Below are 26193 nucleotides of genomic sequence, written 5' to 3' on the forward strand. Positions count from 1 at the left end.
AAGAAAAAACCTAAAGCGTTTTTATAGGTAGTAGCAGCGGCCCTAAAACTAAAAACCATAATGCAAAACTCACAACTGAAGCAGGAAGGGCAAACATTAAAATTTGCTTCTTCGTAAATTTGTTACAAATGTTGAAAAACAGCACAAAAGCTATAATTACAATTACCATATTCTTCAAAAAACGCAACCATTCTGGCAGCGTTTCTGGTGCATAATATTTTGAAATTAAAACAGACTCTAACAAATATTCTAGCGTATCGAATAACTGGAACGAAAAAACGGCTAACAAAATCCAATCAACCTTTTTAAAATTCTGTTTGGATTGATTGCGATTGAATAAAATTATGGAAGCAACAACCGAAAAAATATAAATAACGTAAAATACAACTGAATAAAAAAACTCAAATCGGCTACCTAAAACTTTTTGAGTCTCCAAAATTTCTTGACAGCCTATAAGCAAACCTAAATAATTATAAGTGTAAATACTTGAAATAGCGCCTGCATGTAAAATAGCATCGAAAACAATGTAAATTACATTATAAAATTGCGTTTTAATTGGAAAAAAACACACAAAAATAAGCATTATATAAAGGTTCTGTTTTGTGTAAAGACTGGCTTTCATTGCAATCATGATTTTTCATCTTCCAATATTTAATTTGAAATTTTGTATCTAACTTGAAGGCTCCAGGTTTCTTCAGGTTTTAATAACAATTCTTGTAATGCTTTATAAACTTCGCCAAAACTGATTACCGTATATGGCTATTTTGAAGGTTGCAATTTGCATGCTTAAACCTAATTGATTCTGAAAACCAATTCAAATTTCTCCTTACCGCTCTGAAAGTCTTTTGTTTCTGCACTAAAAAGTTCGGCTTAATTAAAATCAAGCATTACTTTTTAAGCTTTAAAAACCTACAGCACGTTTACATGTTTTCTTTTGTAAGAAATGTTGCTTTTACTTATGGTTACATTCAATTTTTATTTAAATAATAAATCCAACCAAATCTTCAATTTTGGAAATTAAATGAATTTTAATAGCCGTGTTTTTCAAACTTATTTTATTGTATTTAGACACAAATATGGCCGAAAACCCCAATTTTTCAGCCTCTAAAATACGTTGTTCCACACGTTGCACCGGACGTATTTCTCCGGATAAACCAACCTCTGCGGCAAAGCAATAGTTTCTTGGCAAAGGTTCGTCTTCGTTGGAAGATAGTATGGCTGCAACCACTCCCAAATCTATTGCCGGATCGTCCACGGTTATACCGCCCGTAATGTTTAAAAAGACATCTTTAGCACCTAAGCGGAAACCAGCTCGTTTTTCTAAAACCGCTAATAACATATTTAAGCGTTTGGCGTTAAAGCCTGTTGCACTCCGTTGGGGTGTTCCATAAACTGCTGTACTTACCAGTGCTTGCACCTCCACCATTAACGGACGCATACCCTCTAGGGTGGCAGCAATGGCGTTACCCGATAAATCGTCGTCTTTTTTTGAAATAAGTATTTCCGAAGGGTTGGAAACCTCGCGCAGTCCGGAGCCTTGCATTTCGTAAATACCCAACTCGTTTGTAGAACCAAACCTGTTTTTATTAGCGCGTAAAATACGAAACACATGATTCCGATCGCCTTCAAACTGTAAAACCGTATCCACCATATGTTCCAAAATTTTAGGCCCTGCAATATTTCCGTCCTTGGTAATATGACCAATTAAAATTACTGGTGTTGCGGTTTCTTTAGCAAATTTAATGAGTTCGGTGGTACATTCTTTTATTTGTGAAATACTACCAGACGAGGATTCTATATAATCGCTATGCAAGGTTTGAATAGAATCTATTACCACAATATCGGGCTCTAACGCTTCAATTTGCTTAAAAATATTTTGCGTTTTTGTTTCTGTTAAAATATAGCAGTTATTACTACTTGGGTTAATACGCTCGGCACGCATTTTTATTTGTTTTTGACTTTCTTCGCCTGAAACATATAAGGTTTTGTAGGGTAATTTTAATGCTATTTGAAGTAATAAAGTACTTTTACCAATTCCGGGCTCACCACCTAATAGGGTTAACGATCCGGGCACAATGCCACCGCCTAAAACCCGATTAAACTCGGCATCGTTGGTTTGTAAACGCGCCTCCTGTGAGGTATCTATCTCGTTTATTAGCAAAGGCTTGGCAGCACGTTTAGACGGTGCTGCTGTAGGCGATTTCCAGCTGCTTTTTTCTGGTTTCTGCAGCAACTCCTCTGCTATGGTATTCCACTCTTTGCAGGAGGTACACTGTCCCTGCCATTTACTGTATTGTGCACCACAATTCTGACAAAAAAAAGTTGTTTTAAGCTTGGCCATTAGTACCTTGTTTAAACGCGAATATGATTGAATTTTTTATAACTTCCTAAACATATATAACGGCCCATTAGTATCCAAAATCTGCCTTTATAGCATCGGCACGCCGAAGCATTTCATCTTTAGTTATACCACCAATTTCTTGCAACACGTAGGCTGTTTGATATGCTTTCATGGCTTTTTTAGGTTCGCCTGTTTCCTCGTAAAATCGGGCCAAGTAATAATTACTTAATAAGGTATCTGGATAGGCTTTTCGCGCTAGTTTAGCCAGGGCTTCAAAGTATTCAAATTTTTCGCCTTTATTGATAGCTGCTTCAACGGCATTAAAATCGTTCATTAAAATAGGTTTGTCTATATCAAACAACGCTTTTATGGTTTCATACTTCTCTATTAAATAGGTAACTGGCGACCCTTCTAACTTTAAAATAGTGTCGGTATATTCCGATTTGCTTATAGGTTGAAATACGAAAAAAATATCTTCCAATGCATTTGGAATAGCGTGAGCTGGAAGCGCGTAGTGCGACGCTTTTTCAAAAGAATCGAATGTATAAAACAGGTTCGCGTTTGCAACCCCTGCTATGGCCGTATTTAAAGCTTCTGTTTCGGCTTTTAATCTAGCTATATCGTTTGCAGAAGTAGCCAGATAATAAAACACTTTAGTTTCTAACTTCGATAGCTTTTCCGTTAGGTAAGCTTGCATATCGGGGGCTAAATCCGGACTAACGGCCACATAAGCCTGAAATAAAGGCTGTGCTTTAAGCAGGAAGTAATTTATAAAATTTGCTGTCCGATCATGCCCCACAATGACTCTAAAATTAACTGTTCTGAAGGTTTTATCTACATATGGCAATAATTCCGAACCAAGAAATTCATAAAAAGCGGCACCTGTTTCTATGGGCAAAGAATTTTGTTCAGAGTACAGGACATCTGCGCTGCGACTACCTACTTGATTAACGCCAACCACAATACTTTCGGGCATATCTTCCCAGTAGGAGTAGTAATCCACATTACCCGCCACGGCTTCAAACATGTAATCGCCATCCAGCACTACTATTACAGGGTAATAGGTATCTGGGTTAGCATCGTATCCGCGTGGTAGTTGAATTTTAATCTCGCGGGTTTCACCTAGTTTAACAGACTCTAAAGGCTGGTAAATAACTTGTGAGTGCAGCATAAACATGCTGAAGAAACATACCAATAGTAGGCTTAATTTTTTCATGTATCTCATTTTATATTAGGCTAATATTACTGTAAATTGTGTTATGCACGGAACCAACAAAACCTTTTGTGTTTTAACCTCCTAATTGTGGCTCTTTATGGCGCGTGCTTTTACAAACACACAAGGTATAAAATAAGCTAAATACTTAAAAGCCTAACGTTAAAAAATAACACCCTAGTTTTTCTGTTGGGTTATGCCTGCTAAACGCTTTCTATTGTATATGGGTAAATAAATTAAGGACACCCCACCTAGTAGCACAATTAACAACGTTTGGGCCGACCAAATAATCCAGCCAAAAGCCATACTTGGGCCTTCTGCAATAGCAAAAATTGAAAAAGCAGCATAAATAGCTAGGGGGTAAGAACCAATACCGCCGTTGGTAGTAGCAATACTAAAAGTTGCCGATATAAAACCTACTAAAACAGCTCCAATGGTAATTCCATACAAATCGTTTACCGCAAAAGTTGTTATGTAAAACATGGCCACATACATGCCCCAAATAAAGATTGTATGTGCTAAAAAGGCCCATTTTTTTTTCATGTAAAAAATACTTAAAGCGCCTTCTGCCAAGCCTTTAATAAAGGTTTTTATTTTAAAACCAAATCCTGTTCGACTTTTACGGATAAACCAAACAAAAACCCCTAAAACCATCAATAATATAAAGCCGTAAAGGGCAACTGTTTTAAATTGAAAGCGGTCTACAAAAAAGGAAGCAATAAAGTCGAATTCCAGTATAAGGGTATAGCTAATAATAAGAAGCAACATCATTAAGTCGGCAAAGCGCTCGGCTACAATGGAACCAAAGCCTTTTTCGAAGGGAACCCCTTCGTAGGTGGACAATATAGATGCTCGGGCTACTTCGCCAGCACGTGGCACCGTATAATTTATTAAATAGGCAGAGAAAACAGCCATAAAACTATTAGCCAATTTTACCCGATAGCCCATTGGTTCCAACTGAAAACGCCATCTGTATGCACGCGAAATATGACTTAATAAACCAAACAGAACGCCCAAACCAATGAATAAAAAATTAGCATTTTTTATATAGTGCCACAGTTCTGACAAAGGCACTTTAGATAAGGAATAGCCTATTAAAAAAACTCCCAACAAGATTGGGAGTAAAAGTTTAAGATATTTTTTAAAAGGCGTGTTCACAATTTATTTTAACAGATTGTTTTCTTCATTTGGAAACACCAAAGCCGGTTTAAACGTTTTAGCCTCGGAAATATCCATAAAAGCGTAAGTAATTAAAATTAAAATATCGCCTGGCGACACTTTTCTTGCTGCGGCTCCATTTAAGGTAATTTCGCCACTGTTTCGCGGTCCAGGAATACAGTAAGTTTCCAGACGCTCGCCATTATTGTTATTTACAATTTGTACTTTTTCACCCTGAATTATGTTTGCGGCATCCATTAAATCCTCATCTATGGTAATACTACCAATGTAATGAAGTTCGGCACCCGTACATTTTACGCGGTGAATTTTAGATTTTACGACTTGAATTTGCATAAGATAAAGATACTTAATTTAACGGGATATTATCTATTAATCTAATATCATCTGCATAGACCGCAATAAACGCCCTATACGTTTTGTTTGTTACTGTTTCGGTTATTGGTTTTAAGGTTTGCTCATCGGCAATGGTAAAATATTCCAGTTTTAGCAGCTCGTGTTTAGCAAAGGCATCTGCCACCCAACTCGTAATGGATTCCACACTTTTTGTGCCAAATTGTTTTTTGGCAGCCATTAAAGTTTCGTAAATAAACGGTGCCGCCGCTTTGTAAGCAGGTTTTAAACGCTCGTTTCTTGAACTTAAAGCCAAGCCATTTGCTTCTCTGTAAATAGGGCAACCATGTATAGTTACCGGCAAATTATAAGCTGTAACCATGTATTTAATAATGGCCAACTGCTGAAAATCTTTTTGTCCAAAATACGCATGATCCGGCGTTACAATTTCGAACAGGCGTTTTACTATGGTTCCAACACCATTAAAATGTCCAGGACGAAATTGGCCCTCCATTTCAAATTCCAAGCCCCCAAAACTAAAGTTTTCAGATTGGGCCACTTCCCCGTAAATATCGGTAACTTCTGGTGCATACACCACCAAATTATTGGAAACCGTTTCTAGCAAAGCTACATCGCGGGGTAATGTTCGCGGATAATTGTCTAAATCAGTAGCATTGTCAAACTGGGTTGGATTTACAAAAATACTTACCACCACGATATCGGTTTCTTGCAAGGCTTGCCGTACTAACGACAGGTGTCCTTCATGCAAAGCACCCATAGTAGGCACAAAACCAATACTACTTTGTTGGGCTTTTTTAGCCTGCAAATACGATTGAATATCTTTTTTTTCTGTAAAAATTACCACCTAGTCTAAATTTAAAGCGTGCAAACTTAATATTTTACGGGCAATCTGCATAAATTTTTGTAATTTTGCGTGTTTTTTATTTTGAAACTTCAAAAGCCATTTAACATTATGAAAGATAAGAGGATATTATATGTATCATCTGAAGTAGTTCCATATTTACCCGAAACCGAAATTTCTTCTATGTCGTTTGAAACCCCTAGAATGGTAAACCAACTGGGTGGACAAATTAGAATTTTCATGCCGCGCTACGGCAACATTAACGAGCGCAGACACCAACTGCACGAGGTTATAAGATTATCTGGAATTAACCTGGTTATTAACGATTTAGACATGCCCTTAATCATAAAAGTGGCTTCCATACCAAAAGAGCGCATTCAGGTATATTTTATTGATAATGACGAGTACTTTAAACGAAAAGCCACCTTAACAGACGAGGAGGGTAACCTATTTCCAGATAATGACGAACGGGCTATATTTTTTGCAAAAGGCGTAATTGAAACAGTAAAAAAACTAAACTGGTCGCCAGATATTATTCATGTACATGGCTGGTTAGCATCCTTATTACCTGTATATTTAAAAGAATACTATAAAGACGAACCACTATTTAACGACAGTAAAATAGTAACATCGGTATACAGCCAGAGTTTTGATGGCACCTTAAACAAGGACATGTTTAACAAAATAAAATTCGATAACATCAGCGAAGACGCTATAGAAATACTGAAAGATCCAACCTACACCAATGTCATGAAAGTGGCTATCAATTATTCGGATGCCTTAATAAAAGGATCGGAAGACCTTCCTGAAGATTTAACAAAACATTTAAACGATTCTAAAAAACCTGTTTTAGATTACAAGCCCAAAGATGAGTTTGGCGAAGCCTATGCCGAATTTTACAATTCCAAGGTATTAAGCTAAACCTTTGTGCTAATTTTTTACTATGAAAAAAACAAAAAACGTGTATAAAACATTGGCAGCGGCTGGCTGCTTATTGTTAACTCTTGTCTCTTGCGAAAAAGATTTTTCAACTATTGAAAGTGAAATTGAAGGTATAAAAAACTTTACAACTACCGGCAATCTTTTCCCGGCTGTTATGTACACAAAAAAGTTAAACCCGGTTCAAACTAATAACCTATCCTCAAATTTACTGGGCATATACACAGACAATATTTACGGTAAAACAACAGCCAATGTGGTTACACAGGTGGTTCCGGCCTCATTCCAATTTAATTTTGGCGAAGAACCGCAAGTAGAATCTGTTTATTTAACCATTCCCTACTACTCCACAGTATCTGGCACGGACGATGAAGGAAATGACACCTACACCCTAGACTCTATTTTTGGCGGAAACGAGAGCGTTAAATTGTCTATTTACGAAAACACGTACTTTATTCGTGATTTTGATCCAAGTTCCGAGCAAACAGAAGCTCAAAAATTTTATTCCAATGCCAACGAAACCATAAATTTCGACAATTATACAGGGCAATTATTTAGTGTTTTACCCGAACACGTACCTAGCCCTTCTGCCATTCCTATTGAAGAATTTAATGAGGAAACTGGCGAAGAAGAAGAAACAAGTAGGTTAGCACCTAGTTTATATGTGCGCCTAGATAATAGTACCAACTTCTGGGACGATTTGTTTTTCTTTAACACCGAAAATCCCGGTTCACAACCCGAATTAAGCAATCAAAATAACTTTAAAAATTATTTTAGAGGGCTTTATTTTAAAGTTGAAGATAACAACAACAAAGGCAATATGGCCATGATGGATTTTTCCAGAGGCACCATTGTTATAAATTATAGTTCCCTAACAGAAACCGTTTTAGATGAAAATGGCAACCCTGAAGAAATTCGTGAAGACCGTAAAATAACCCTAAACCTTTCGGGTAACCGTGTAAATACCATTGAAAACGACGCCAATGTAAAAGCTGTAATAGAAAATGCCACCGCTAATACCGATGTGGTAAATGGCGCTAACGCAGTTTACCTAAAAGGCGGCGAAGGAAGCTTTGCTGTAGTCGATTTGTTTTCAGGCACCACACAAGACGCTAGTGGCGCTACCGTGCCCGCTTTGGAATATTTTAAAAGTAAAAAGGATAACTGGATTATAAACCAAGCTAACTTAACCGTATTTGTAAACCAAAACGAGGTAAATAACGCTAACCAAGAACCCGAACGCGTTATCCTTTACGATCTTAAAAACAATGTTCCTATTATAGATTACTACCTGGACACCTCGGTAAATACCACACAGCCAATAAACTCGCGCATTAACTACGCCTCTCGATTAAAACGCGATAGTAATAACAAAGGACTGTATTACAAATTAAGGCTTACCGAACATGTAAACAACATTTTACTTCGGGATTCTACCAATTTAAAACTCGGTATATTAATTACATCTAACATAAATTTAACAACCAATGGCAGTATTTTAAACAATGTAACAGACAAAATTCCAACCAGCTCAATTTTATCGCCTCGAGGTACCGTTTTATACGGAAGCAATCCAAGTGTACCCGAAACAAAAAAAGTTAAATTCGAAATTTTTTATACAGAACCTAATAAATAAAATAAGATGTGTGGAATAGTAGGATATATTGGTAAACGCGATGCGTACCCAATAGTTATTCAAGGTTTAAAACGACTGGAATACAGAGGCTATGATAGTGCTGGTATTGCACTTTATGACGGCGCTAATTTAAAAGTTTGTAAAACAGCAGGCAAAGTAAGCGATTTAGAAAAACAGGTAGCAGAAGAAATAACTACCAACGGTTCTATAGCTATAGGCCATACCCGTTGGGCAACGCATGGCGAACCGAACCAAGTAAACGCCCATCCGCATTACTCCAATTCTGGCGATTTAGTTATTATTCATAACGGCATTATTGAAAACTACGACGCCTTAAAAAAAGAATTAACGGCGCGTGGCTACACCTTTAAATCGGATACAGATACCGAAGTTTTAATTAACTTAATTGAAGATGTAAAAATAAAAGAAAACGTAAAACTAGGTAAAGCCGTTCAAATAGCACTTAATCAAGTTATTGGCGCTTATGCCATTGCCGTTTTCGATAAAAACAAACCAGACGAAATAGTTATAGCCCGTTTAGGTAGCCCCTTGGCGGTAGGTATTGGCGAAGATGAATTTTTTATTGCCAGCGATGCCTCACCATTTATAGAATACACCAAAAACGCAGTATATCTGGAGGATGAAGAAATGGCTATTATACGCTTAGGCAAAGCCATTAAGGTTCGCAAAATTAAAGACGACTCTCTAGTAGTGCCTTATGTTCAAGAACTACAATTAAATTTAGAGCAAATTGAAAAAGGGGGGTATCCTCATTTCATGCTTAAAGAAATTTTTGAACAACCCAACGCTATAAAAGACACCTACCGCGGCAGACTCCTTGCTAAAGAAGGTATTATACGCATGGCCGGTATTACGGATAATTTAGAGCGTTTTTTAAATGCCAATCGCATAATTATTGTGGCTTGTGGCACTAGTTGGCATGCGGGTTTAGTGGCAGAATATATATTTGAAGATTTAGCGCGTATTCCTGTAGAAGTAGAATATGCATCGGAGTTTAGATACCGAAATCCTGTAATAACCGACAAAGATGTGGTTATAGCCATTTCGCAATCGGGAGAAACAGCAGATACCTTGGCCGCTATTAAATTAGCAAAAGCTCATGGTGCATTTGTTTTTGGGGTTTGTAATGTGGTTGGCTCCTCCATAGCGCGCGAAACACATGCCGGCGCCTACACCCATGCGGGGCCCGAAATTGGCGTAGCGTCCACTAAAGCTTTTACCACCCAAATTACGGTATTAACCTTAATAGCCTTGAAACTTGCTAAAAGTAATGGCGCCATGTCTAATTCAGAGTTCCATTATCACCTACAGGAATTGGAACTGATACCGGACAAGGTAGCCCAAGTGTTACAAGCGGATGCTCACATTAAAGCCATAGCAGACATTTATAAAAACGCCAAAAATTGTTTGTATTTGGGCAGGGGTTACAATTTTCCGGTTGCTTTGGAAGGCGCTCTAAAATTAAAAGAAATCTCGTATATCCATGCCGAAGGTTATCCAGCCGCAGAAATGAAACATGGCCCGATAGCCTTAATAGATGAGCAAATGCCAATTGTAGTTATTGCTACCAAAAAAGGCCATTACGAAAAAGTAGTTAGTAATATTGAAGAAATACGCGCCCGGAAAGGCAAAATAATTGGTATTGTTACGGCTGGCGACACCAATGTAAAACAATTAGCAGACCACGTTATAGAAGTGCCAGAAACACCGGAATGCTTATCGCCTTTACTCACTACCATACCATTGCAGCTATTATCGTATCACATAGCCGTTATGTTAGGAAAAAATGTAGATCAACCCCGAAATTTAGCCAAATCGGTTACAGTGGAGTAAACACGTTTCAAAATCGTATCTAATTAAGGCATATTTAGTTATCTTCAAAAAATACTAAATATGCCTTTCTGTTTTTGGATATTTTACTTAAAATTTCTATTAAGTTTTGTTATTATTCTATATCTTGCTACTATAATAACTAACTTAAACGAAAAAATGAAATCAATTCTTTCTATTCTATTGTTGTTTTTCGGTGCAGTAACTTTCGCCCAAACAACAATTTCGGGAACCGTTGTGGACAATAACGAACAACCTATACCAGGTGCCAACGTTATTGTTGTGGGAACCAATACGGGTACCATTACCGATTTTGACGGTATGTTTACAATAACCACAACACAAACGCCTCCGTTTACCATTCAGGCTAGTAGTATCGGTTTTGAGTCGGCTTCTCAAGAAGTAAGCGCCAGCGCCTCCAACTTAAAATTAGTACTTACAGAAGGGACCTCTCTGGACGAAGTAGTTATTTCCGCTTCCCGTACGCCGGAACGTATTTTTGAGTCGCCTGTAACGGTAGAGCGCTTTGGTTTAAAAGAAATTAAAAACACGGCTTCAGCCGATTTTTACGATGGGCTCGAAAACTTGAAAGGTGTAGACGTAAACACCAATAGTTTAACATTTAAATCCGTTAACACCCGTGGCTTCGCCTCTTTTTCTAACACGCGTTTTATGCAGTTAGTAGACGGAATGGATAACTCCACACCAGCCTTAAACTTTCCAATAGGAAACTTGGTAGGTATGAACGAAACCGATGTTTTAAGCGTTGAATTACTGCCAGGAGCGGCCTCCGCACTATACGGTGCAAACGCTTTTAATGGTATTTTGTTTATGCGTAGTAAAAATCCTTTCGATCATGAAGGCATTAGTGGATACGTAAAACGTGGTATTACCTCCCAAGATGCGGGTGGCGATAATCCATACACCGATGTTGGTATTCGTATGGCACACAAATTTTCAGATAAGTTTGCCGCAAAAGTAAATTTTGGTTGGTTAAATGGTACCGACTGGGTAGCTAATAATTACGAAGGAAAACCAGGCACAGGCGCTACCAGAGCGTCTGTAGATTACGATGGTTACAACGTATACGGCGATGAAGTGTCTACAAACATAAAGGCTGCTGCTGGCGGTTCTGGAATTATTCCTAACGTAAATGTTAGTAGAACGGGTTATGAAGAACGCGACTTACTAGATTACAACGCCGAAAGTATTAAGGCAGATTGGGGCTTATACTACCGCCCTTGGGCAAACGATTTTGAAATTGCTTATGTTGGAAAAATTGGTACCGGTTCTACAATTTACCAAGGTACCAACCGCTACAACATTGATAACTTTACACAGCAACAGCATAAAATTGAAGTGCGTAACGATAATTTCTTTGCTAGAGGGTATGTAGTGGCCGATAAAGCAGGCGATTCCTACGATATGGTTTTTACCGGTATTAACATAAACCGCTCATGGAAAAGTGACGAAGACTGGTTTGGCGACTATATTACAACCTTTGCTGGTGCCACTTTAGGAGGTGCATCCGAAACACAAGCGCACCAAGTTGCCCGCCAAGTTGCCGATACTGGCCGATTAATTCCGGGGACTCAAGAATTTAAAAACGCCTTTAACAAGGTAATTGCTAATCCCGATTTATCGGTAGGTTCGCAGTTTAAAGATGCTTCAAAATATTACCATTCCGATGCTAATTACAACTTTAGCCATTTAATAGATTTCGCCGAAATTCAAGTTGGTGGCTCGTTCAGACAATACGACCTTAATTCATCTGGCACTATTTATACCGATTTTGATGGACCTATTCGCTATTCGGAATTTGGTGTATATACACAAATTCAAAAACAACTGGAACTTAACGAGGGCTTGGAACTAAAATTAACTGGATCCATCCGTTATGATAAATCGGAATTATTTGACGGCTTTTTATCGCCTCGTATTTCCGCAGGTTTCACTATTAACGAGAATCACAATATCCGTGGCTCTTTCCAAACAGGTTTTAGAAACCCTACAACACAAGATTTATTTATTGGTTTAGATTCTGGCCGTGCTGTACTTGTAGGGTCTGCTGCTAGCAATCTAGATCGGGATGTACGAACTTATAGCGTGAGTCAAATTGCACAAAACGAATTAGGACAAAGCGCTAGTGCTGTTATTTCAGGTCGTGCTGCCTACGAAAACTCCTTTACCTTAAACTCGGTTCAAAACGGTGCACCTGTTGCTTCGGATGTCGATCTAGTGAAGCCAGAGCAAGTGTCTTCTATAGAAATTGGATACCGCGGAAAATTAAACCGTTTAATTGTAGACGCCAGTGTTTATTTTAACTCGTACTCCGATTTTATTTCAAGCGAATTTGTTGTTGTACCGCTTTACGGTCAGGTTGGCGATAATTCCTTATCGTTACTTGCCTTACAAAACGGCGACTTTAAAGCTTACCAAACGTACACCAACTCCGATGCCAATATAGAATCCTATGGTGCTGCCATTGGCCTGTCTACCAAAGTTTTTGGCAATTTTGATATTAGTGGAAGCTACACCTTTACAAAACAAGAATTTGATCAGTCCAAATACCCAGATTTCAGAACCTTATTTAACACACCAGAACACAAAGCTAAAATGTCTTTTGGAAATACTAATGTATATAGCAATTTAGGTTTTAATGTTGCTTGGAGATGGAGTGATTCTTATTTCTGGCAAGCCACTTTTGGCGATGGTAACATTCCGGCATTCCACACCGTAGATGCACAGATAAGCTACACCATTCCAAAAATTAAATCGGTACTAAAAGTTGGTGCTACCAACCTATTAGGCGATGAGTATTTTACAGCTATTGGTACAGGCTATATTGGTTCTATGTACTACGCTTCTATAGTAATTAACAACTTATAAGATAATCATGACGCAGGCTAGCGCTATGTCCAATTTTTACTATGGCGCTAGTTATAAAACCGAAATAGTATCGGTATCCTAATTAAGAAATAAAACATTACACTCATGAAAAATATAACACGAGATTTTAAATATATATGTTTGCTAGCGGCAAGTATCACATTATCTGCATGTAGTAGCGATGATGATGGTGCAACAAACGCAGACATTCAGTACCCTGAATTAGTTTCGGGCGATGCTAACTTTTCAAAATATGTATCTGTTGGTGCATCTTTTACAGCAGGATATACAGACGGCGCTTTATTTGCTGCCGCCCAAAACAATTCATTTCCAAACATGCTGTCGCAAAAATTTGCATTAGCAGGTGGCGGGACCTTTACACAGCCGTTAATGGCCGATAATATTGGTGGTTTTGTAGCTGGCCCAACCGTTATTTTAAACCCAAGACTTTATTTTAATGGTTCTGGACCAACACTTTTAGATGCCACACCTACCACACAAATTACCGATGTGCTTTCAGGACCTTTTAACAACTATGGCGTTCCTGGCTTAAAAAGTTTTCATTTAGCTGTACCGGGCTATGGCTTTGCTAACCCATATTTTGGGAGAATGGCCTCTAGCGCAGGTGCCACTGTAATTGGGGATGCCACAGCAGCCTCGGGAACATTTTTTACACTTTCGGAAATAGGTGGTAACGATGTTTTAGAGTACGCCTTATCTGGTGGAACAGGAATAGACCAAACAGGCAATCCAGACGCTACTACCTATGCTAAAGAAGACATTACAGACCCAACACTGTTTGCTAGCGTATATAACACCGTAGTTACCGCATTAACAGCTAATGGTGCCAAGGGTGTTGTAACCAATATCCCGTATATAACAAGTTTGGCGCACTTTACAACTGTCCCATACAATCCGTTAGACCCAAACGAAAATGCAAATTTTGCTTCACAAGTTCCAACCTTAAACAATGTTTTTGGCGCATTAAATCCAATATTTGAAGCGGTAGATCCAACGCGTACCATTGTTTTTTCGCAAACAGAACCTAGCCCCGTAGTTATTAAAGATGAATCCTTAACCGATATTTCAACTATTATAACCACGCAACTGCTAGCAAGTCCAACATTTCCTGCCTTTTTGGCCCAGTTTGGTTTACCACCAGCGGCCGCACCACTAGTAGCAGGTTTATTAGGGCAAACCTTTGGACAAACCAGACAAGCCACTGCAAACGATTTATTTGTGTTACCAAGTAGCCGTATAATAGGAAAAGTAAACCAAACCTACGCTGGCTTTTTAGAAGCACAAGGCTTATCTAATACCGTAGCCAGACAATTTGCTGTAGAAGGTGTGACCTTGCCATTAGAGGACAAATGGGTATTAATTCCAACCGAACAAACCGCTATTAAAAATGCCACCGATGCCTACAACGCCACCATCCAAAGTGTGGCAACCGATAAAGGTTTAGCAATGGTAGATTTTAAAGGTATTTTAGACGAAGCAGCCGCAACAGGTTACGCTTCTGGAAATTATATTTACGATACGGCTTTAGTAACCGGTGGTTTAATAAGTTTGGACGGTGTGCACTTAACCGCTAGAGGCTACGCCATTATTGCCAACGAAATAATGAAAGCCATAGACGCCACATACGGCAGTAATTTTGAAGCTTCCGGAAACTTGGTGGATCCGGGTAATTTTCCAACCAACTATCCGCCAACACTACGCTAAAAATATAAAAACACAGCCTTTAAAAACGCCCTTTAATCCAGGGCGTTTTTGGTATAAAAAAAAACCCAAAATTTTTGATACAGTTTTTAATTTAAAACCCATATCTTTCCATCGCGAAAACAGTAGGTGTTTTCATTGAATTAAATTGCATAATATTAAACACATAAGTAATGTCAAAAGTTACAGGTAAAGTTGCACAAATTGTAGGTCCCGTTATCGATGTTGAATTCGAGGCTGGTTCCGAACTTCCAAAAATTTACGATTCTTTAGAAATTAAAAAAGCTGATGGATCTATATTAGTACTAGAAGTACAATCTCACATTGGTGAAGATACCGTTCGAACCATTGCCATGGACTCATCCGATGGTTTAAGTAGAGGAACTGAAGTTACAGCAACTGGTGCACCAATTCAAATGCCTATTGGTGAAGATGTTTACGGACGTCTTTTTAATGTTATTGGCGATGCCATTGATGGTATTGGTAATTTACCAAAAGCTGGCGATGCTGGCTTACCAATTCACAGACAAGCACCTAAATTTGAAGATTTATCTACCTCAACCGAAGTCTTATTTACCGGTATTAAAGTAATCGACTTAATTGAGCCTTATGCCAAAGGTGGTAAAATTGGTTTATTTGGTGGTGCAGGTGTAGGTAAAACCGTATTAATTCAAGAGTTAATTAACAATATAGCCAAAGGCCATGGTGGTCTTTCCGTTTTTGCCGGTGTTGGTGAAAGAACGCGTGAAGGAAATGATTTACTTCGTGAAATGCTAGAATCTGGTATTATCCGTTACGGAGATGACTTTATGCATTCTATGGAAAATGGCGGATGGGATTTATCTAAAGTAGATAAAACTACTATGAAAGAATCCAAGGCAACTTTCGTATTTGGTCAGATGAACGAGCCACCTGGAGCCCGTGCGCGTGTTGCCTTATCGGGATTAACCATTGCTGAATATTTCCGTGATGGTGCCGGTGAAGGACAAGGTAAAGACGTTCTTTTCTTCGTAGATAATATTTTCCGTTTTACACAAGCAGGTTCCGAAGTATCGGCATTATTAGGCCGTATGCCTTCTGCCGTAGGTTACCAACCAACTTTAGCAACAGAAATGGGTGCCATGCAAGAGCGTATTACCTCAACAAAAAGAGGTTCTATTACATCGGTACAAGCGGTATACGTACCAGCGGATGATTTAACCGATCCAGCTCCAGCAACAACCTTTGCCCACTTAGATGCTACAACCGTATTATCCCGTAAAATTGCCGAGCTTGGTATTTATCCAGCGGTAGACCCATTAGATTCTACTTCTAGAATTTTGGCTCCAGAAATTTTAGGGAAAGAACACTACGATTGTGCTTCGCGTGTTAAAGAGTTATTACAGCGCTATAAAGAGCTACAGGATATTATTGCTATTTTAGGTATGGAAGAATTATCTGAAGAAGATAAATTAGCTGTAAACAGAGCCAGACGTGTACAACGTTTCTTATCGCAGCCTTTCCATGTGGCCGAACAATTTACGGGTTTAAAAGGTGTTTTAGTAGATATTAAAGATACTATTAAAGGTTTTAATATGATTATGGATGGTGAATTGGATCACCTTCCAGAAGCGGCTTTCAACTTAAAAGGAACCATTGAAGAAGCGATAGAGGCTGGAGAAAAAATGTTAGCGGAAGCCTAAAAATCGGGCTGCTGTTGTAACACTGGATTTTCCAGAGGTTGCACGCTTAAACGTTCAACTAAACACAAAAAATTATGTATTTAGAAATTGTATCGCCAGAGGCCACTTTGTTTAGCTCGGAAGTAGATTCTGTGGCTGTGCCAAGTATAAATGGTGAATTTGAAATGTTAAATAACCACGCCCCTATTGTGTCGTTATTAACAGAAGGCACCATAAAAATAAGCACACACACACAAAGTCATTTAGAATTTGACGACTTACACGGTTCTGTTGTTCCCCATCATGATGATAAAAAAATCCTAACCGTAAAAATCAATTCAGGTACACTTGAAATGAAAGATAATAAAGTTATTATTTTAGCCGATTAACCACGGCATCAAACTTTATAAAACAAAAAAAGTCCTTACTTGTAAAAAGTAAGGACTTTTTTTGATATGTATAAGAGCTACATCCCGATGACTAGTACATTCTATTCCAACCAGCTAAAAATTCCTAAAAAAAACGCAATACAGCAGCTATAACTTCATCCCCAACTATATGCAAACGCTGCCTATAAGATAAAGCCACATAAATTTAAACCACACATAAAAACCAGTAAACGCTAGAGTATGCTAACGCGAATTTTCTTCCAGAGTTTAACAAGCACTAAAGCAAATGTAATAGCACCTAACAACACGAAAAAGCCGTGTAAATACGCACCATAAATAAAATAGCCTGTTGCAAACATAATACTGTAAATAAGCGCACACCCCACTAACATCGCTAAAATTCCAGAAGGCACACTCCAACGTTGCTTTGTGTCCACCAACTCCAAATTATTTGCACGTGCTTCATGAACCACTTTGTTCCATCCTGGACCACCTGGTTGAATTTTCTTATAAAATTTTTGTAAAACCGTTTTGCTTTCTGCTTGGGTAATAAAGGTAACTGCCACCCATACAATAGTGGTTACTAAAACAATCATGGGGAATTTCGCCCATCCCGGCATGAGGGCATCATCGCCAAAACAAAAGGCTCCTAGATCTGTGAAATTTAAAATAATGGAGACAAATCCAGATACAAACATAGCCGAAATTTCGCTCCAAGCATTGATGCGCCACCAAAACCATCGTAAAATAAAAATTAAACCCGTTCCAGCACCAAACATTAAAATAATATCAAATAGTTGCAAGGCATTAGTTAAAACCAATGCTAATAACGCGCTGCAAACCATTAAAACAATAGTCGCCACGCGCCCGACAGCTACCAATTGCTTTTCTGAAGCTTCTGGATTAATTTGCTGTTTGTAATAATCGTTTACTATATAGGAGGCGCCCCAATTTAAATGAGTTGAAATGGTACTCATATACGCTGCAACCAACGATGCTAAAACCAAGCCTAATAAACCACTTGGCAACTTGGTAAGCATAGCGGAATACGCTAAATCCTGACCTAATTTATCCGCTGCTACTAAAGGAAAGGCTTCCTGAATACTCGCAATATCTGGAAACACCACTAATGACGCCAAAGCCACAATAATCCATGGCCAAGGACGCAGCGCGTAATGCATAATATTAAAAAAGAAGGTGGCGCCAATAGCATGATTTTCATTTTTTGCCGCCAACATACGTTGGGCAATATAACCACCACCGCCAGGTTCTGCACCCGGATACCAGGAGCTCCACCATTGTACCGCTAACGGAATAATTAATAAAGTAATTAAGGCTTCCGTATTGGTAAAGTCTGGTAGGATATTTAATTTATCGGCTACATTTTCGTGTTTAAGCATGGCTTCCAATCCACCTACTTCGGGCAAACCTACCAGATAATAGGCAGCACCTAAAGCACCAGCCATAGCCGTAAAGAATAAAATAAAATCGGTGTAAACCACCCCTTTAAAACCACCCAAGGCACTAAAAATAACGGTTATAGTTCCAGCATATATAACCGTTTCCCAAGGTTGTAAACCCAACATAATAGCACCAATTTTTATAGCTGCTAATGTTACGGCAGACATGGCTAAAATATTAAAAATAATGCCTAAATAAATGGCGCGAAACGCTCGTAAAAAACGCGCTGGTTTTCCACCGTAGCGCAATTCATAAAACTCGATATCCGTGTTAACGTCCGATTTTCGCCACAACTTCGCATACACGAAAACAGTAAGTAAACCTGTTAGCAAAAACGCCCACCAAACCCAGTTTCCAGAAACGCCATTGGTTCTTACGATATCGGTTACTAAATTGGGTGTATCTGTAGAAAAGGTTGTTGCCACCATAGAAACCCCTAACAACCACCAAGGCATATTGCGCCCTGATAAAAAATACTCGGAAGCCGATTTTCCAGATTGTTTGGAAACGTAAATACCTATAAAAAGCGTAATTGCAAAAAATATAATAATTAAGGAAACATCAAGTACAGATAATTCTACCATAAATAGTGACCGTTTTCTTTGGAATAGTTAGGCTTACTTACACTTTTTTAATCACATTGGTAACAATACCCCAAATAACAAAATCGTTTTCTTCCGTAATTTTTATGGGTTGATACATGGCATTTTCTGGTTGCAACCACACACCATCTTTTTCAACACGGAGGCGTTTTACCGTAAATTCGCCATCTAAAAAACAGACCGCAATACGGTTGTTTTCTGGCTCCAAACTTCTATCAATAACCAATAAATCATTATCATCTAAACCGGCATCAATCATACTTTGCCCTGATACACGTGCATAAAATGTAGCCATCTTATTTTTAACCAACATGGTATCCAAGGATAAACGTTCCTCTTTAAAATCTTCTGCCGGCGATGGAAATCCTGCAGAAATACCAGTATCTAAAAAAACAGCACCTGAATTTTCTGATAAATCGGGTGTGAAAAATGTTAAGTTTGTTGATTGCTTTAATTCCATATCTGTTTTTGCAACTAATGTAGTGAATTAAGCTAAATTTTTGAGAAGAAGATATTGTAAAAGCTATTATTTTTTAATAATTTTTTTATTATAAACCTGACCAGAATTTGTTTCTATCATAAGTATATAATAACCCGTAGCAAAATTGGCCATAGATACCTGTGCTTCTAAAGCACTTATAGGTTTTTTTATCAGTAGTTTTCCCGTAACATCAAACATAGAGATCTCTTTTAACGGTTCTTTTGAGTTGATTAACAGGTTATCCGTTACAGGATTTGGATAGATTGTTATTGCTTCTGAATTAGTAAACTCCGCAACCCCTAAATTTTGTGTTGAAAATTTAGCGATATAACCATTGTACCTTCTTGATACCATAGCTTCTGAAGTTATATAATCTGGTTGAAAGCTGTCTGCTGTAGTGGGCAAATCAGTACTTATTGTATTGCCAATTAAATAGAAAAAATCATCACCAATTACCGTTTTAATACCTGTTTCTTTGGCTGTTCCTCCATAATAAGTTCCCCAAATAGGCACGCCTTCAGGCGTAAGTTTAAGCATAAACGCATCGTCATTACCTCTACTTCCTTGTATGGGATTATTACTAATAGTTTCTTGATAAGCACCTGCTGTTGCCATATTATCCAACATAGTATTGCCTTGTAAATACACATTGCCATTAGTATCTGTTTGTACAATGGTATTTTGTACATTAAAAGAACTTATAGCAGGATTCATATAGCCATAATAGGAACCCCAAAGTTGCTCGCCGTTTCCATTAAACTTCATGATAAAGGCACTGTTTCTCCCAGATTCTTTTGTAGGATTAAAACCATTAGGCGTAGCAATGTTTATATCCGTAGTTGTGACATCGGCTATATATACCACATCTTGGTAGGTTGCAATAGATTCAAAGGATACCAATTCATTCCCCGGACCTCCAATATAGGTGCTCCACAGACGGTCGCCATCAAAAGAAAACTTGGTTAAAAAAAGGTCTTTCCCCATATAATTTTGAGGCTGAAAACAACTAGGCGTGGCATAAAATGGATTTCCGTCAAAATCAATAATAAACCCAACCACATAAATCCCTGTGTCGCCAATTGCCAGACCCGAAATACCATCAGCAACATCATGTTGACCATAATAGGTACTCCAGATAACAGTACCATCTAAATCCATTTTGGTTAAATAGCTTACGGAATGTGGCGGATCTTGCATTGGAATGGTAGGCTGAAAACTGCCTGCTGTAGCAATGCCATTAGCACTATAGGTATCACCCGATAAATATAAAAACCCATCATGATATTGAATGCGAACACCACTATCCTCAAATAAACCTCCCATATATCGTGACCAAAGACGTTGCCCTGCTGCATTAAATTTTGATACCAAAACATGATATCTGTAAAATTCATTATTACTTATAGGTGCTTCATTAAGTGTACTCATAAATTTAGAACCCGTAGAACCTATAGTGTAAATATTGTCATTATTATCTATTGTAATATCATTAAATCCTGTACCATAGTTTTGGGCTTCCGTGCCATCGCCATAGAAAGTAGACCACAGTAAGTCACCTTCAGCAGAAAATTTAGATAGTATTCCTTCACTACTACCGCTACCACTATAATTGGGTTGAAAAGTATTTCCCATTACCATATGGTTGTAATAACCATCCATTGACAAGGTTGTATAGGAATTGCTTGTCGCAATGTATAGGTTTCCTTGACTATCCAATTCTGTTCCAACCAATATTATGCCCTCTGGACCAAAATAGGTGTTCCATTCTAGGTTCTGTGCATTAGCACGAAAGCTAATAATCAGTAGTGTACATACTATAAAGTGTTTCATCCTTTTTTATAAAATAAAACAACTGGATCTTGAGAACCCAGTTGCTTATCATTAAAATTCTCCAAATAAAATATATGTTGTTATGATAACATTGGTTGGATCAGTATCATCTACAGTTTCAAACCACTGCACGTTGACAGTTGTATCAAATGGTGCTCCAATGTACTGTTCATCAAAAGAATCAAATTGTGTATTGCCTTCGAATCCAATATTACCGCTTAAATAAGAGCCTACACCATTATATTGTAATTCCTTTTTAATAAAATGCCATTTTTGGGTTGGACCAAATACAGCTTGACCCAGTGCTGGAGGTGTTAACATCCAAGGTGCTCCCGAAGATGTTTTCCTATCCCATATTGCAATAGCTGGCGTGCTTGGTGCCGCAAAAGCTACTCCATTTACACTTAAATTCACTTTTTCAAAATTACTGTACGGACTAATAACATAAGTATTATCAGACTTAAGGATTGGATAATCTCCCCAATCTCCTGTTTCTACTACCGTATTTATTTGAAATTCAACTTCAAATTGAGTATAATTATAAACATAAAGTGGTCTTTTTGTTTGAGCAAATGCGACCACATTTACCAAAAACATTAATAAAATAGTTATCTTTTTCATGGCTTTTGGTTTTGTAAGGTTTGTAATTCCTGCAACTGCTTTAAGTGTAAGTCTAAAGCTTGCTTAATAACTGCTGCTTGATTTGCTTTCTGCTCCACCAATACACCTTGACTTAAAAGATATTGTGAGGCTGTTGCTAAAACTTCGGGGTTTAAAGTTTCTGGATTTAATTTTGACTGTTTAAGGTTTGCTTGCTGTTTTGCAATTCCTATAAAAGAAGCTTCAAATTGTTTCATAGCTTCTGTTTTCTGTACTGCCCTTGTTTCTTGTTGTGTAATTTCTTCATTATCAGAACAAGCTAGCACAACAGAAAGAAACATAATAAACATGAATAAGTTATTAATTTTCATAATCATAAGTTTTTAGTTAAAAAAAAGCCGAATCAAAATAACAAAAGCCGTCATTATTTAGTGAGGGTCTTAATACTTCTAGCCAAGAAGGAGAATAAAAAACTAGCGCTAATTTATGATTAATCTGGGTGCTCAAAATCTTTCAAATAATCGGCTTTTTAAATTGAAAAACCTAAAGCTTTTCAAAGCTAAACAAAAAAATTCATGGAAAAAAAAGAATTTTAACAAATTTTTATGCACTTCATCGAAAAGTTTATAAAATTACTCCCACTTAACCATAAATTAAAGTTGCATTAGATCATCAAAATCAATTGTAAAACAGAATTCCACAAAGAATAAATGGCGCATTTTAATTACCTTTTTGGCTAACCACAGCATCATAACTTGATTTTAATTTTTGGACAACTATTTCAATATCAACTTCATTTAAATGACCAAACCCAAGTCTAATAGCACAGATATCTTTATTTTGATAGAGTATGGTTTTGGGTAAAAACAAATCGTTTTCTTGCGCTTTTTTAGCCAATTCAATAAGCGAAATCCGCGGTTCAAAACGCAACCAAATAGCCAAACCACCCGTAGGTAATTCCCAAGTGGCAAGCGATTGGAAATAGTCTTGTAAGGTTTCACCTAAAAAATCGCGTCTTTGCTTATAAACTGTCATATTTTTTTTAATTAAACGATGAATTTCGCCCTCTACAATTAGTTCAGAAAGCATTTGTTTCTGGATTAAATCGCCTTGTTTATCTAATATTTGTAAATAGTTTTTTGCTTCGTTAATAATAGTTTGAGGTGCTACTACAAATCCGACTTGAAAACTCGGGAAAAACGACTGCCCTAATTTCCCTAAATAAATCACGACACCATGTGCATCCGAACTCGCCATGGGCAACATGGCAGACCCTTCAAATTGAAAATCGTAATCAAAATCGTCTTCAATAATCGCAAACTTATAGGCTTTTGCCAATTGCAATAGTTTTAAACGCCTTTCGGCACTTAATGTTACCGTTGTTGGATACTGCCTATGCGCACAAACATACACGCACCGGATGCTGTGCTTGGTAAAATGGGTTTTAATATAATCTACATCTAGCCCATATTCGTCCACGGGAATGGTGATAATATTAGCACCCGCCTGCTGAAAAATCATATTCGATTTATAGTGGCTTAAATCCGCCACCAAAACCACATCGGCTTGTTTTATTAAAATTTGCGACACGATATACAAACTCATTTCCGTGCTACGCGTACTCATTATATTTTTAGAAGTAATATGAAAACCCCGCGTGGCATTTAAATAGTTGGCCAAATTTAAATTGAAAGTGGTAGCAGATTGCTCATTGGTTTGGTTCCATTTGGCTATTAACGCTGCCCGTTTCATAGAGGCGCTATACATACGTGAAAATTGATAGGTAGGATGCAAGCGTAAATCGGGTTGCCCATCGTTTATAACATACTTACAGACTAAAAACGCGTCTGTTGGAGCCAAATTAAACGACGGTTGAAACGGAAAACCAGTGGAAATTGGATAATCGCGTAATTTTTCCAGACCCTGAGCAGGCGCTTTTATTGGTGCCGTTTTTTGTTCAGGCATTAAAACAAAAGTTCCTCTATTAGGCACCATATCTACCCAACCTTGCGATGCTAATTCTTCATAAACAGCTACAGCGGTGTTTCTATTAATAGCCAATAAAACGGCCAAATTACGCGTTCCGGGTAGGACTGTTCCTTCCATTAAATAGCCACGCTGAATGGCATTTATAATCTGTTGGGCAATTTGAATATATACGGGCGTTACTAACGCTTTTTCGAAATGAATGAGTTTTTTTAGTAAATCGGTAACCGGACTATTCATATATTTAAAACTGGACTAGCTTAATATGCCGGAAAGTTACGAATTTTGCCGTCCTTTAGAAACATGAATATTTTTTTATATGAAACTACTTCCATTAGGCTTACTCTTACTTGTTACTATTAAAACCAGTTTGGCACAAGAATCTCCGCAACAGGCATTAGATTCGGTTGTTATTACCTCTAGCCGAATTGATTTGCCTTTTAAAGAAAACTCCAGAACCATCAGCATAATTACCAGCACCGATATTAAAAATAGTGCCACTACTAATGTAGCCGATTTGCTTCAACAAGTAGCCGGTGTGGATGTTAGACGTCGCGGAGCCGATGGGTCTCAAGCCGATTTATACATTCGCGGTGGTAGTTTTGATCAAACCTTACTACTTATTGATGGCATGAAACTGGACGATGCCCAAACCGGACATCATACCTTAAATATGGCATTGCCTTTAGAAGTTATTGAGCGCATTGAAATTATAAAAGGTCCAGCTGCGCGTGTTTTTGGACAAAATGCCTTTACTGGCGCTATTAATATTGTAACTAAAAAAGACATGAACACGGGCCTAACACTTCAAGCAGAAGGCGGTTCGTATGGCCAAAAAAACGCCGCTATAACGGTTGGCAGTAATTTTGAAAATTCGTCGCATATTATTCATGTGTCTAAAAATACATCCGATGGCTATCGGTATAACACCGATTTTGATAACCAGAGTTATTTCATTAAAAGTATTTTGAATAAAAACAGTTTGCCAATTTCATTTATTGCTAACTACCAAGAGCGCAAATTTGGCGCTAATGGCTTTTATGCGTCGCCAGCTGCCAAGGATCAATATGAAGAAACACAAACCAGTTTAGTGGGTTTTTCAACTGAAATAAAATCGGGGAAATTAACCTGGAAACCCCGTTTATACTGGCGCAGAAATCAGGATATGTATGTGTTTATTAGAAACAATCCAGACGTTTACAGGAATTTACACCAAACCAATAAAATTAGTGCTGAAGTAAATGCATCGTACCAATCTGGATTAGGTATTACTGGTTTTGGTTTGGATGTGTCGCAAACCTATATTGCCAGCAATAATTTAGGAAACCACAACCGGTTTACTACCAATTTATTTTTAGAACATCGGTTTTCACTTTTAAATGACGCCCTTTCCATAACACCTGGCGTTGCTGTAAGTTATTTTTCCGATTTTAAATTTCATGCCTTCCCAGGTGTGGATATAGGCTATCAAGTTACCGATAATTTTCAACTATATGGAAACATTGGATACACCTATAGGATACCAACATACACAGATTTGTATTATACAAGTCCCACAGAATTAGGCAACGAGCAGTTAGATCCAGAAGAGGCCATTTCTGAAGAGATAGGTGTGAAATTTACTTATAAAGGATTCCGTTTTTCTGGTGCGTTTTTCAACAGAGATTCCAAAAAATTAATAGATTATGTAAAAAATGACCTTGCTAGTCCGTGGCAAGCCACAAACATAGCCGAATTAAACACTATGGGCTTTGAAGCGCAAACAGATTACAGCTTTTTTATGGCCAACTTTACACAAAAAATGAGTCTGGGATACACCTTTTTGGAAGACGATTTAAAAGAGGTGTCCTCAAACTTTTCACGCTATTCGGTAAACTCCTTAAAACATCAATTTGTGGCGACTTTTAGAAGTCAATTTTTCAAAAACATCTCGCATTCTATTGTGTATCGTTATGCGCAACGCACTATTGGCGACAGTTATAATGTATACGATGCCAGTTTAAATTATGAGTTTAAAAACTTCAATTTTTCTGTAACCGCTAATAATATTTTTCAAGCAGATTATACCGAAACCAATTTGGTACCTGCTGTAAAAGGCTTGGTTTTATTTGGACTTACATACCAGTTTAAGTAAACGCATAACACCTATAAAACGAGTTTGAAAGCCTTTAAATAATAATTGTTGTACTGCAAAACAAACGCCCAGGAATGTAAATAAGAA

At 37.8% G+C, this 26193-nt stretch carries 20 protein-coding genes; 8 read left to right on the forward strand and 12 right to left on the reverse strand.

Annotation, left to right across the window (positions count from 1 at the left end):
- Positions 1-10: 10 nt before the first annotated feature.
- The 6 genes from ACFSQP_RS05730 to panC form a co-directional block, all read right to left on the reverse strand.
- The gene (locus tag ACFSQP_RS05730) at positions 11-622 is read right to left on the reverse strand and encodes a hypothetical protein (RefSeq protein WP_376892454.1); all 612 of its coding nucleotides are present in this window, start codon (positions 620-622) and stop codon (positions 11-13) included.
- 357 nt (positions 623-979) lie between these two features.
- Positions 980-2341: a DNA repair protein RadA gene (radA, locus tag ACFSQP_RS05735; RefSeq protein ID WP_376892455.1), complete on the reverse strand. Its 1362-nt coding sequence runs from the start codon at positions 2339-2341 to the stop codon at positions 980-982.
- Between the two features lie 67 nt (positions 2342-2408).
- On the reverse strand, positions 2409-3557 hold the full coding sequence (locus ACFSQP_RS05740; protein WP_376892456.1) for an alpha/beta hydrolase: 1149 nt from the start codon (positions 3555-3557) through the stop codon (positions 2409-2411).
- A gap of 174 nt (positions 3558-3731) precedes the next feature.
- Positions 3732-4667, reverse strand: a complete 936-nt coding sequence (locus tag ACFSQP_RS05745) for a lysylphosphatidylglycerol synthase transmembrane domain-containing protein (protein WP_376892457.1) — start codon at positions 4665-4667, stop codon at positions 3732-3734.
- A 48-nt stretch (positions 4668-4715) separates the two neighbouring features.
- The gene (gene panD / locus ACFSQP_RS05750; RefSeq protein WP_376892458.1) at positions 4716-5066 is read right to left on the reverse strand and encodes an aspartate 1-decarboxylase; all 351 of its coding nucleotides are present in this window, start codon (positions 5064-5066) and stop codon (positions 4716-4718) included.
- 13 nt (positions 5067-5079) lie between these two features.
- The gene (gene panC, locus ACFSQP_RS05755) at positions 5080-5928 is read right to left on the reverse strand and encodes a pantoate--beta-alanine ligase (RefSeq protein ID WP_376892459.1); all 849 of its coding nucleotides are present in this window, start codon (positions 5926-5928) and stop codon (positions 5080-5082) included.
- Between the two features lie 108 nt (positions 5929-6036).
- Between panC and ACFSQP_RS05760 the strand changes: the two genes are divergently transcribed.
- The 7 genes from ACFSQP_RS05760 (at position 6037) to ACFSQP_RS05790 (ending at position 17012) form a co-directional block, all read left to right on the forward strand.
- Positions 6037-6846 carry a glycogen/starch synthase gene (locus ACFSQP_RS05760; RefSeq protein ID WP_376892460.1) on the forward strand — a complete coding sequence of 270 codons (810 nt, stop codon included), beginning with the start codon at positions 6037-6039 and terminating at the stop codon, positions 6844-6846.
- A gap of 22 nt (positions 6847-6868) precedes the next feature.
- Positions 6869-8500, forward strand: a complete 1632-nt coding sequence (locus ACFSQP_RS05765) for a DUF4270 domain-containing protein (protein ID WP_376892461.1) — start codon at positions 6869-6871, stop codon at positions 8498-8500.
- 6 nt (positions 8501-8506) lie between these two features.
- Complete coding sequence (gene glmS, locus ACFSQP_RS05770) at positions 8507-10354, forward strand: glutamine--fructose-6-phosphate transaminase (isomerizing) (RefSeq protein WP_376892462.1); 1848 nt, start codon at positions 8507-8509, stop codon at positions 10352-10354.
- A gap of 156 nt (positions 10355-10510) precedes the next feature.
- Positions 10511-13240, forward strand: a complete 2730-nt coding sequence (locus ACFSQP_RS05775) for a TonB-dependent receptor (protein WP_376892463.1) — start codon at positions 10511-10513, stop codon at positions 13238-13240.
- A 105-nt stretch (positions 13241-13345) separates the two neighbouring features.
- A complete protein-coding gene (locus tag ACFSQP_RS05780) occupies positions 13346-14965 on the forward strand; it encodes a G-D-S-L family lipolytic protein (RefSeq protein ID WP_376892464.1) in 1620 nt (539 codons plus the stop codon).
- Between the two features lie 170 nt (positions 14966-15135).
- The gene (gene atpD, locus ACFSQP_RS05785) at positions 15136-16644 is read left to right on the forward strand and encodes a F0F1 ATP synthase subunit beta (protein ID WP_376892465.1); all 1509 of its coding nucleotides are present in this window, start codon (positions 15136-15138) and stop codon (positions 16642-16644) included.
- A 74-nt stretch (positions 16645-16718) separates the two neighbouring features.
- Positions 16719-17012: a F0F1 ATP synthase subunit epsilon gene (locus tag ACFSQP_RS05790; protein WP_376892466.1), complete on the forward strand. Its 294-nt coding sequence runs from the start codon at positions 16719-16721 to the stop codon at positions 17010-17012.
- Between the two features lie 233 nt (positions 17013-17245).
- Here the strand turns inward: ACFSQP_RS05790 and ACFSQP_RS05795 are convergent, their stop codons facing one another.
- The 6 genes from ACFSQP_RS05795 to ACFSQP_RS05820 all read right to left on the reverse strand — a co-directional run bounded on the left by ACFSQP_RS05795 (position 17246) and on the right by ACFSQP_RS05820 (position 24212).
- On the reverse strand, positions 17246-19057 hold the full coding sequence (locus ACFSQP_RS05795) for a sodium:solute symporter family protein (protein ID WP_376892467.1): 1812 nt from the start codon (positions 19055-19057) through the stop codon (positions 17246-17248).
- 37 nt (positions 19058-19094) lie between these two features.
- Positions 19095-19535, reverse strand: a complete 441-nt coding sequence (locus tag ACFSQP_RS05800) for a LexA family protein (protein ID WP_376892468.1) — start codon at positions 19533-19535, stop codon at positions 19095-19097.
- Positions 19536-19601: 66 nt separating this feature from the next.
- On the reverse strand, positions 19602-21386 hold the full coding sequence (locus ACFSQP_RS05805) for a T9SS type A sorting domain-containing protein (RefSeq protein WP_376892469.1): 1785 nt from the start codon (positions 21384-21386) through the stop codon (positions 19602-19604).
- Between the two features lie 51 nt (positions 21387-21437).
- Entirely contained in the window at positions 21438-22007 is a 570-nt protein-coding gene (locus ACFSQP_RS05810; RefSeq protein ID WP_376892470.1) for a hypothetical protein, read from the reverse strand.
- On the reverse strand, positions 22004-22357 hold the full coding sequence (locus tag ACFSQP_RS05815; RefSeq protein ID WP_376892471.1) for a hypothetical protein: 354 nt from the start codon (positions 22355-22357) through the stop codon (positions 22004-22006). Before ACFSQP_RS05815 ends, ACFSQP_RS05810 begins: the two co-directional genes overlap by 4 nt.
- Before the next feature lie 349 nt (positions 22358-22706).
- Complete coding sequence (locus ACFSQP_RS05820) at positions 22707-24212, reverse strand: aminotransferase-like domain-containing protein (RefSeq protein WP_376892472.1); 1506 nt, start codon at positions 24210-24212, stop codon at positions 22707-22709.
- A 79-nt stretch (positions 24213-24291) separates the two neighbouring features.
- Here ACFSQP_RS05820 and ACFSQP_RS05825 point away from each other — a divergent pair, with 79 nt between their 5' ends.
- Positions 24292-26106, forward strand: a complete 1815-nt coding sequence (locus ACFSQP_RS05825) for a TonB-dependent receptor plug domain-containing protein (RefSeq protein ID WP_376892473.1) — start codon at positions 24292-24294, stop codon at positions 26104-26106.
- Positions 26107-26193: the final 87 nt, after the last annotated feature.

It is taken from the genome of Bizionia sediminis (genome assembly GCF_042684585.1).
GTDB lineage: Bacteria > Bacteroidota > Bacteroidia > Flavobacteriales > Flavobacteriaceae > Algorimicrobium > Algorimicrobium sediminis.

Excerpts from the sequence above, each read along its gene's own strand:
- ACFSQP_RS05730 (WP_376892454.1), bottom strand. The coding sequence starts at position 622 with ATGAAAGCCAGTCTTTACACAAAACAGAACCTTTATATAATGCTTATT.
- radA (WP_376892455.1), bottom strand. The coding sequence starts at position 2,341 with ATGGCCAAGCTTAAAACAACTTTTTTTTGTCAGAATTGTGGTGCACAA.
- ACFSQP_RS05740 (WP_376892456.1), bottom strand. The coding sequence starts at position 3,557 with ATGAAAAAATTAAGCCTACTATTGGTATGTTTCTTCAGCATGTTTATG.
- panD (WP_376892458.1), bottom strand. The coding sequence starts at position 5,066 with ATGCAAATTCAAGTCGTAAAATCTAAAATTCACCGCGTAAAATGTACG.
- ACFSQP_RS05760 (WP_376892460.1), top strand. The coding sequence starts at position 6,037 with ATGAAAGATAAGAGGATATTATATGTATCATCTGAAGTAGTTCCATAT.
- ACFSQP_RS05765 (WP_376892461.1), top strand. The coding sequence starts at position 6,869 with ATGAAAAAAACAAAAAACGTGTATAAAACATTGGCAGCGGCTGGCTGC.
- glmS (WP_376892462.1), top strand. The coding sequence starts at position 8,507 with ATGTGTGGAATAGTAGGATATATTGGTAAACGCGATGCGTACCCAATA.
- ACFSQP_RS05775 (WP_376892463.1), top strand. The coding sequence starts at position 10,511 with ATGAAATCAATTCTTTCTATTCTATTGTTGTTTTTCGGTGCAGTAACT.
- ACFSQP_RS05780 (WP_376892464.1), top strand. The coding sequence starts at position 13,346 with ATGAAAAATATAACACGAGATTTTAAATATATATGTTTGCTAGCGGCA.
- atpD (WP_376892465.1), top strand. The coding sequence starts at position 15,136 with ATGTCAAAAGTTACAGGTAAAGTTGCACAAATTGTAGGTCCCGTTATC.
- ACFSQP_RS05790 (WP_376892466.1), top strand. The coding sequence starts at position 16,719 with ATGTATTTAGAAATTGTATCGCCAGAGGCCACTTTGTTTAGCTCGGAA.
- ACFSQP_RS05795 (WP_376892467.1), bottom strand. The coding sequence starts at position 19,057 with ATGGTAGAATTATCTGTACTTGATGTTTCCTTAATTATTATATTTTTT.
- ACFSQP_RS05800 (WP_376892468.1), bottom strand. The coding sequence starts at position 19,535 with ATGGAATTAAAGCAATCAACAAACTTAACATTTTTCACACCCGATTTA.
- ACFSQP_RS05805 (WP_376892469.1), bottom strand. The coding sequence starts at position 21,386 with ATGAAACACTTTATAGTATGTACACTACTGATTATTAGCTTTCGTGCT.
- ACFSQP_RS05810 (WP_376892470.1), bottom strand. The coding sequence starts at position 22,007 with ATGAAAAAGATAACTATTTTATTAATGTTTTTGGTAAATGTGGTCGCA.
- ACFSQP_RS05815 (WP_376892471.1), bottom strand. The coding sequence starts at position 22,357 with ATGAAAATTAATAACTTATTCATGTTTATTATGTTTCTTTCTGTTGTG.
- ACFSQP_RS05820 (WP_376892472.1), bottom strand. The coding sequence starts at position 24,212 with ATGAATAGTCCGGTTACCGATTTACTAAAAAAACTCATTCATTTCGAA.
- ACFSQP_RS05825 (WP_376892473.1), top strand. The coding sequence starts at position 24,292 with ATGAAACTACTTCCATTAGGCTTACTCTTACTTGTTACTATTAAAACC.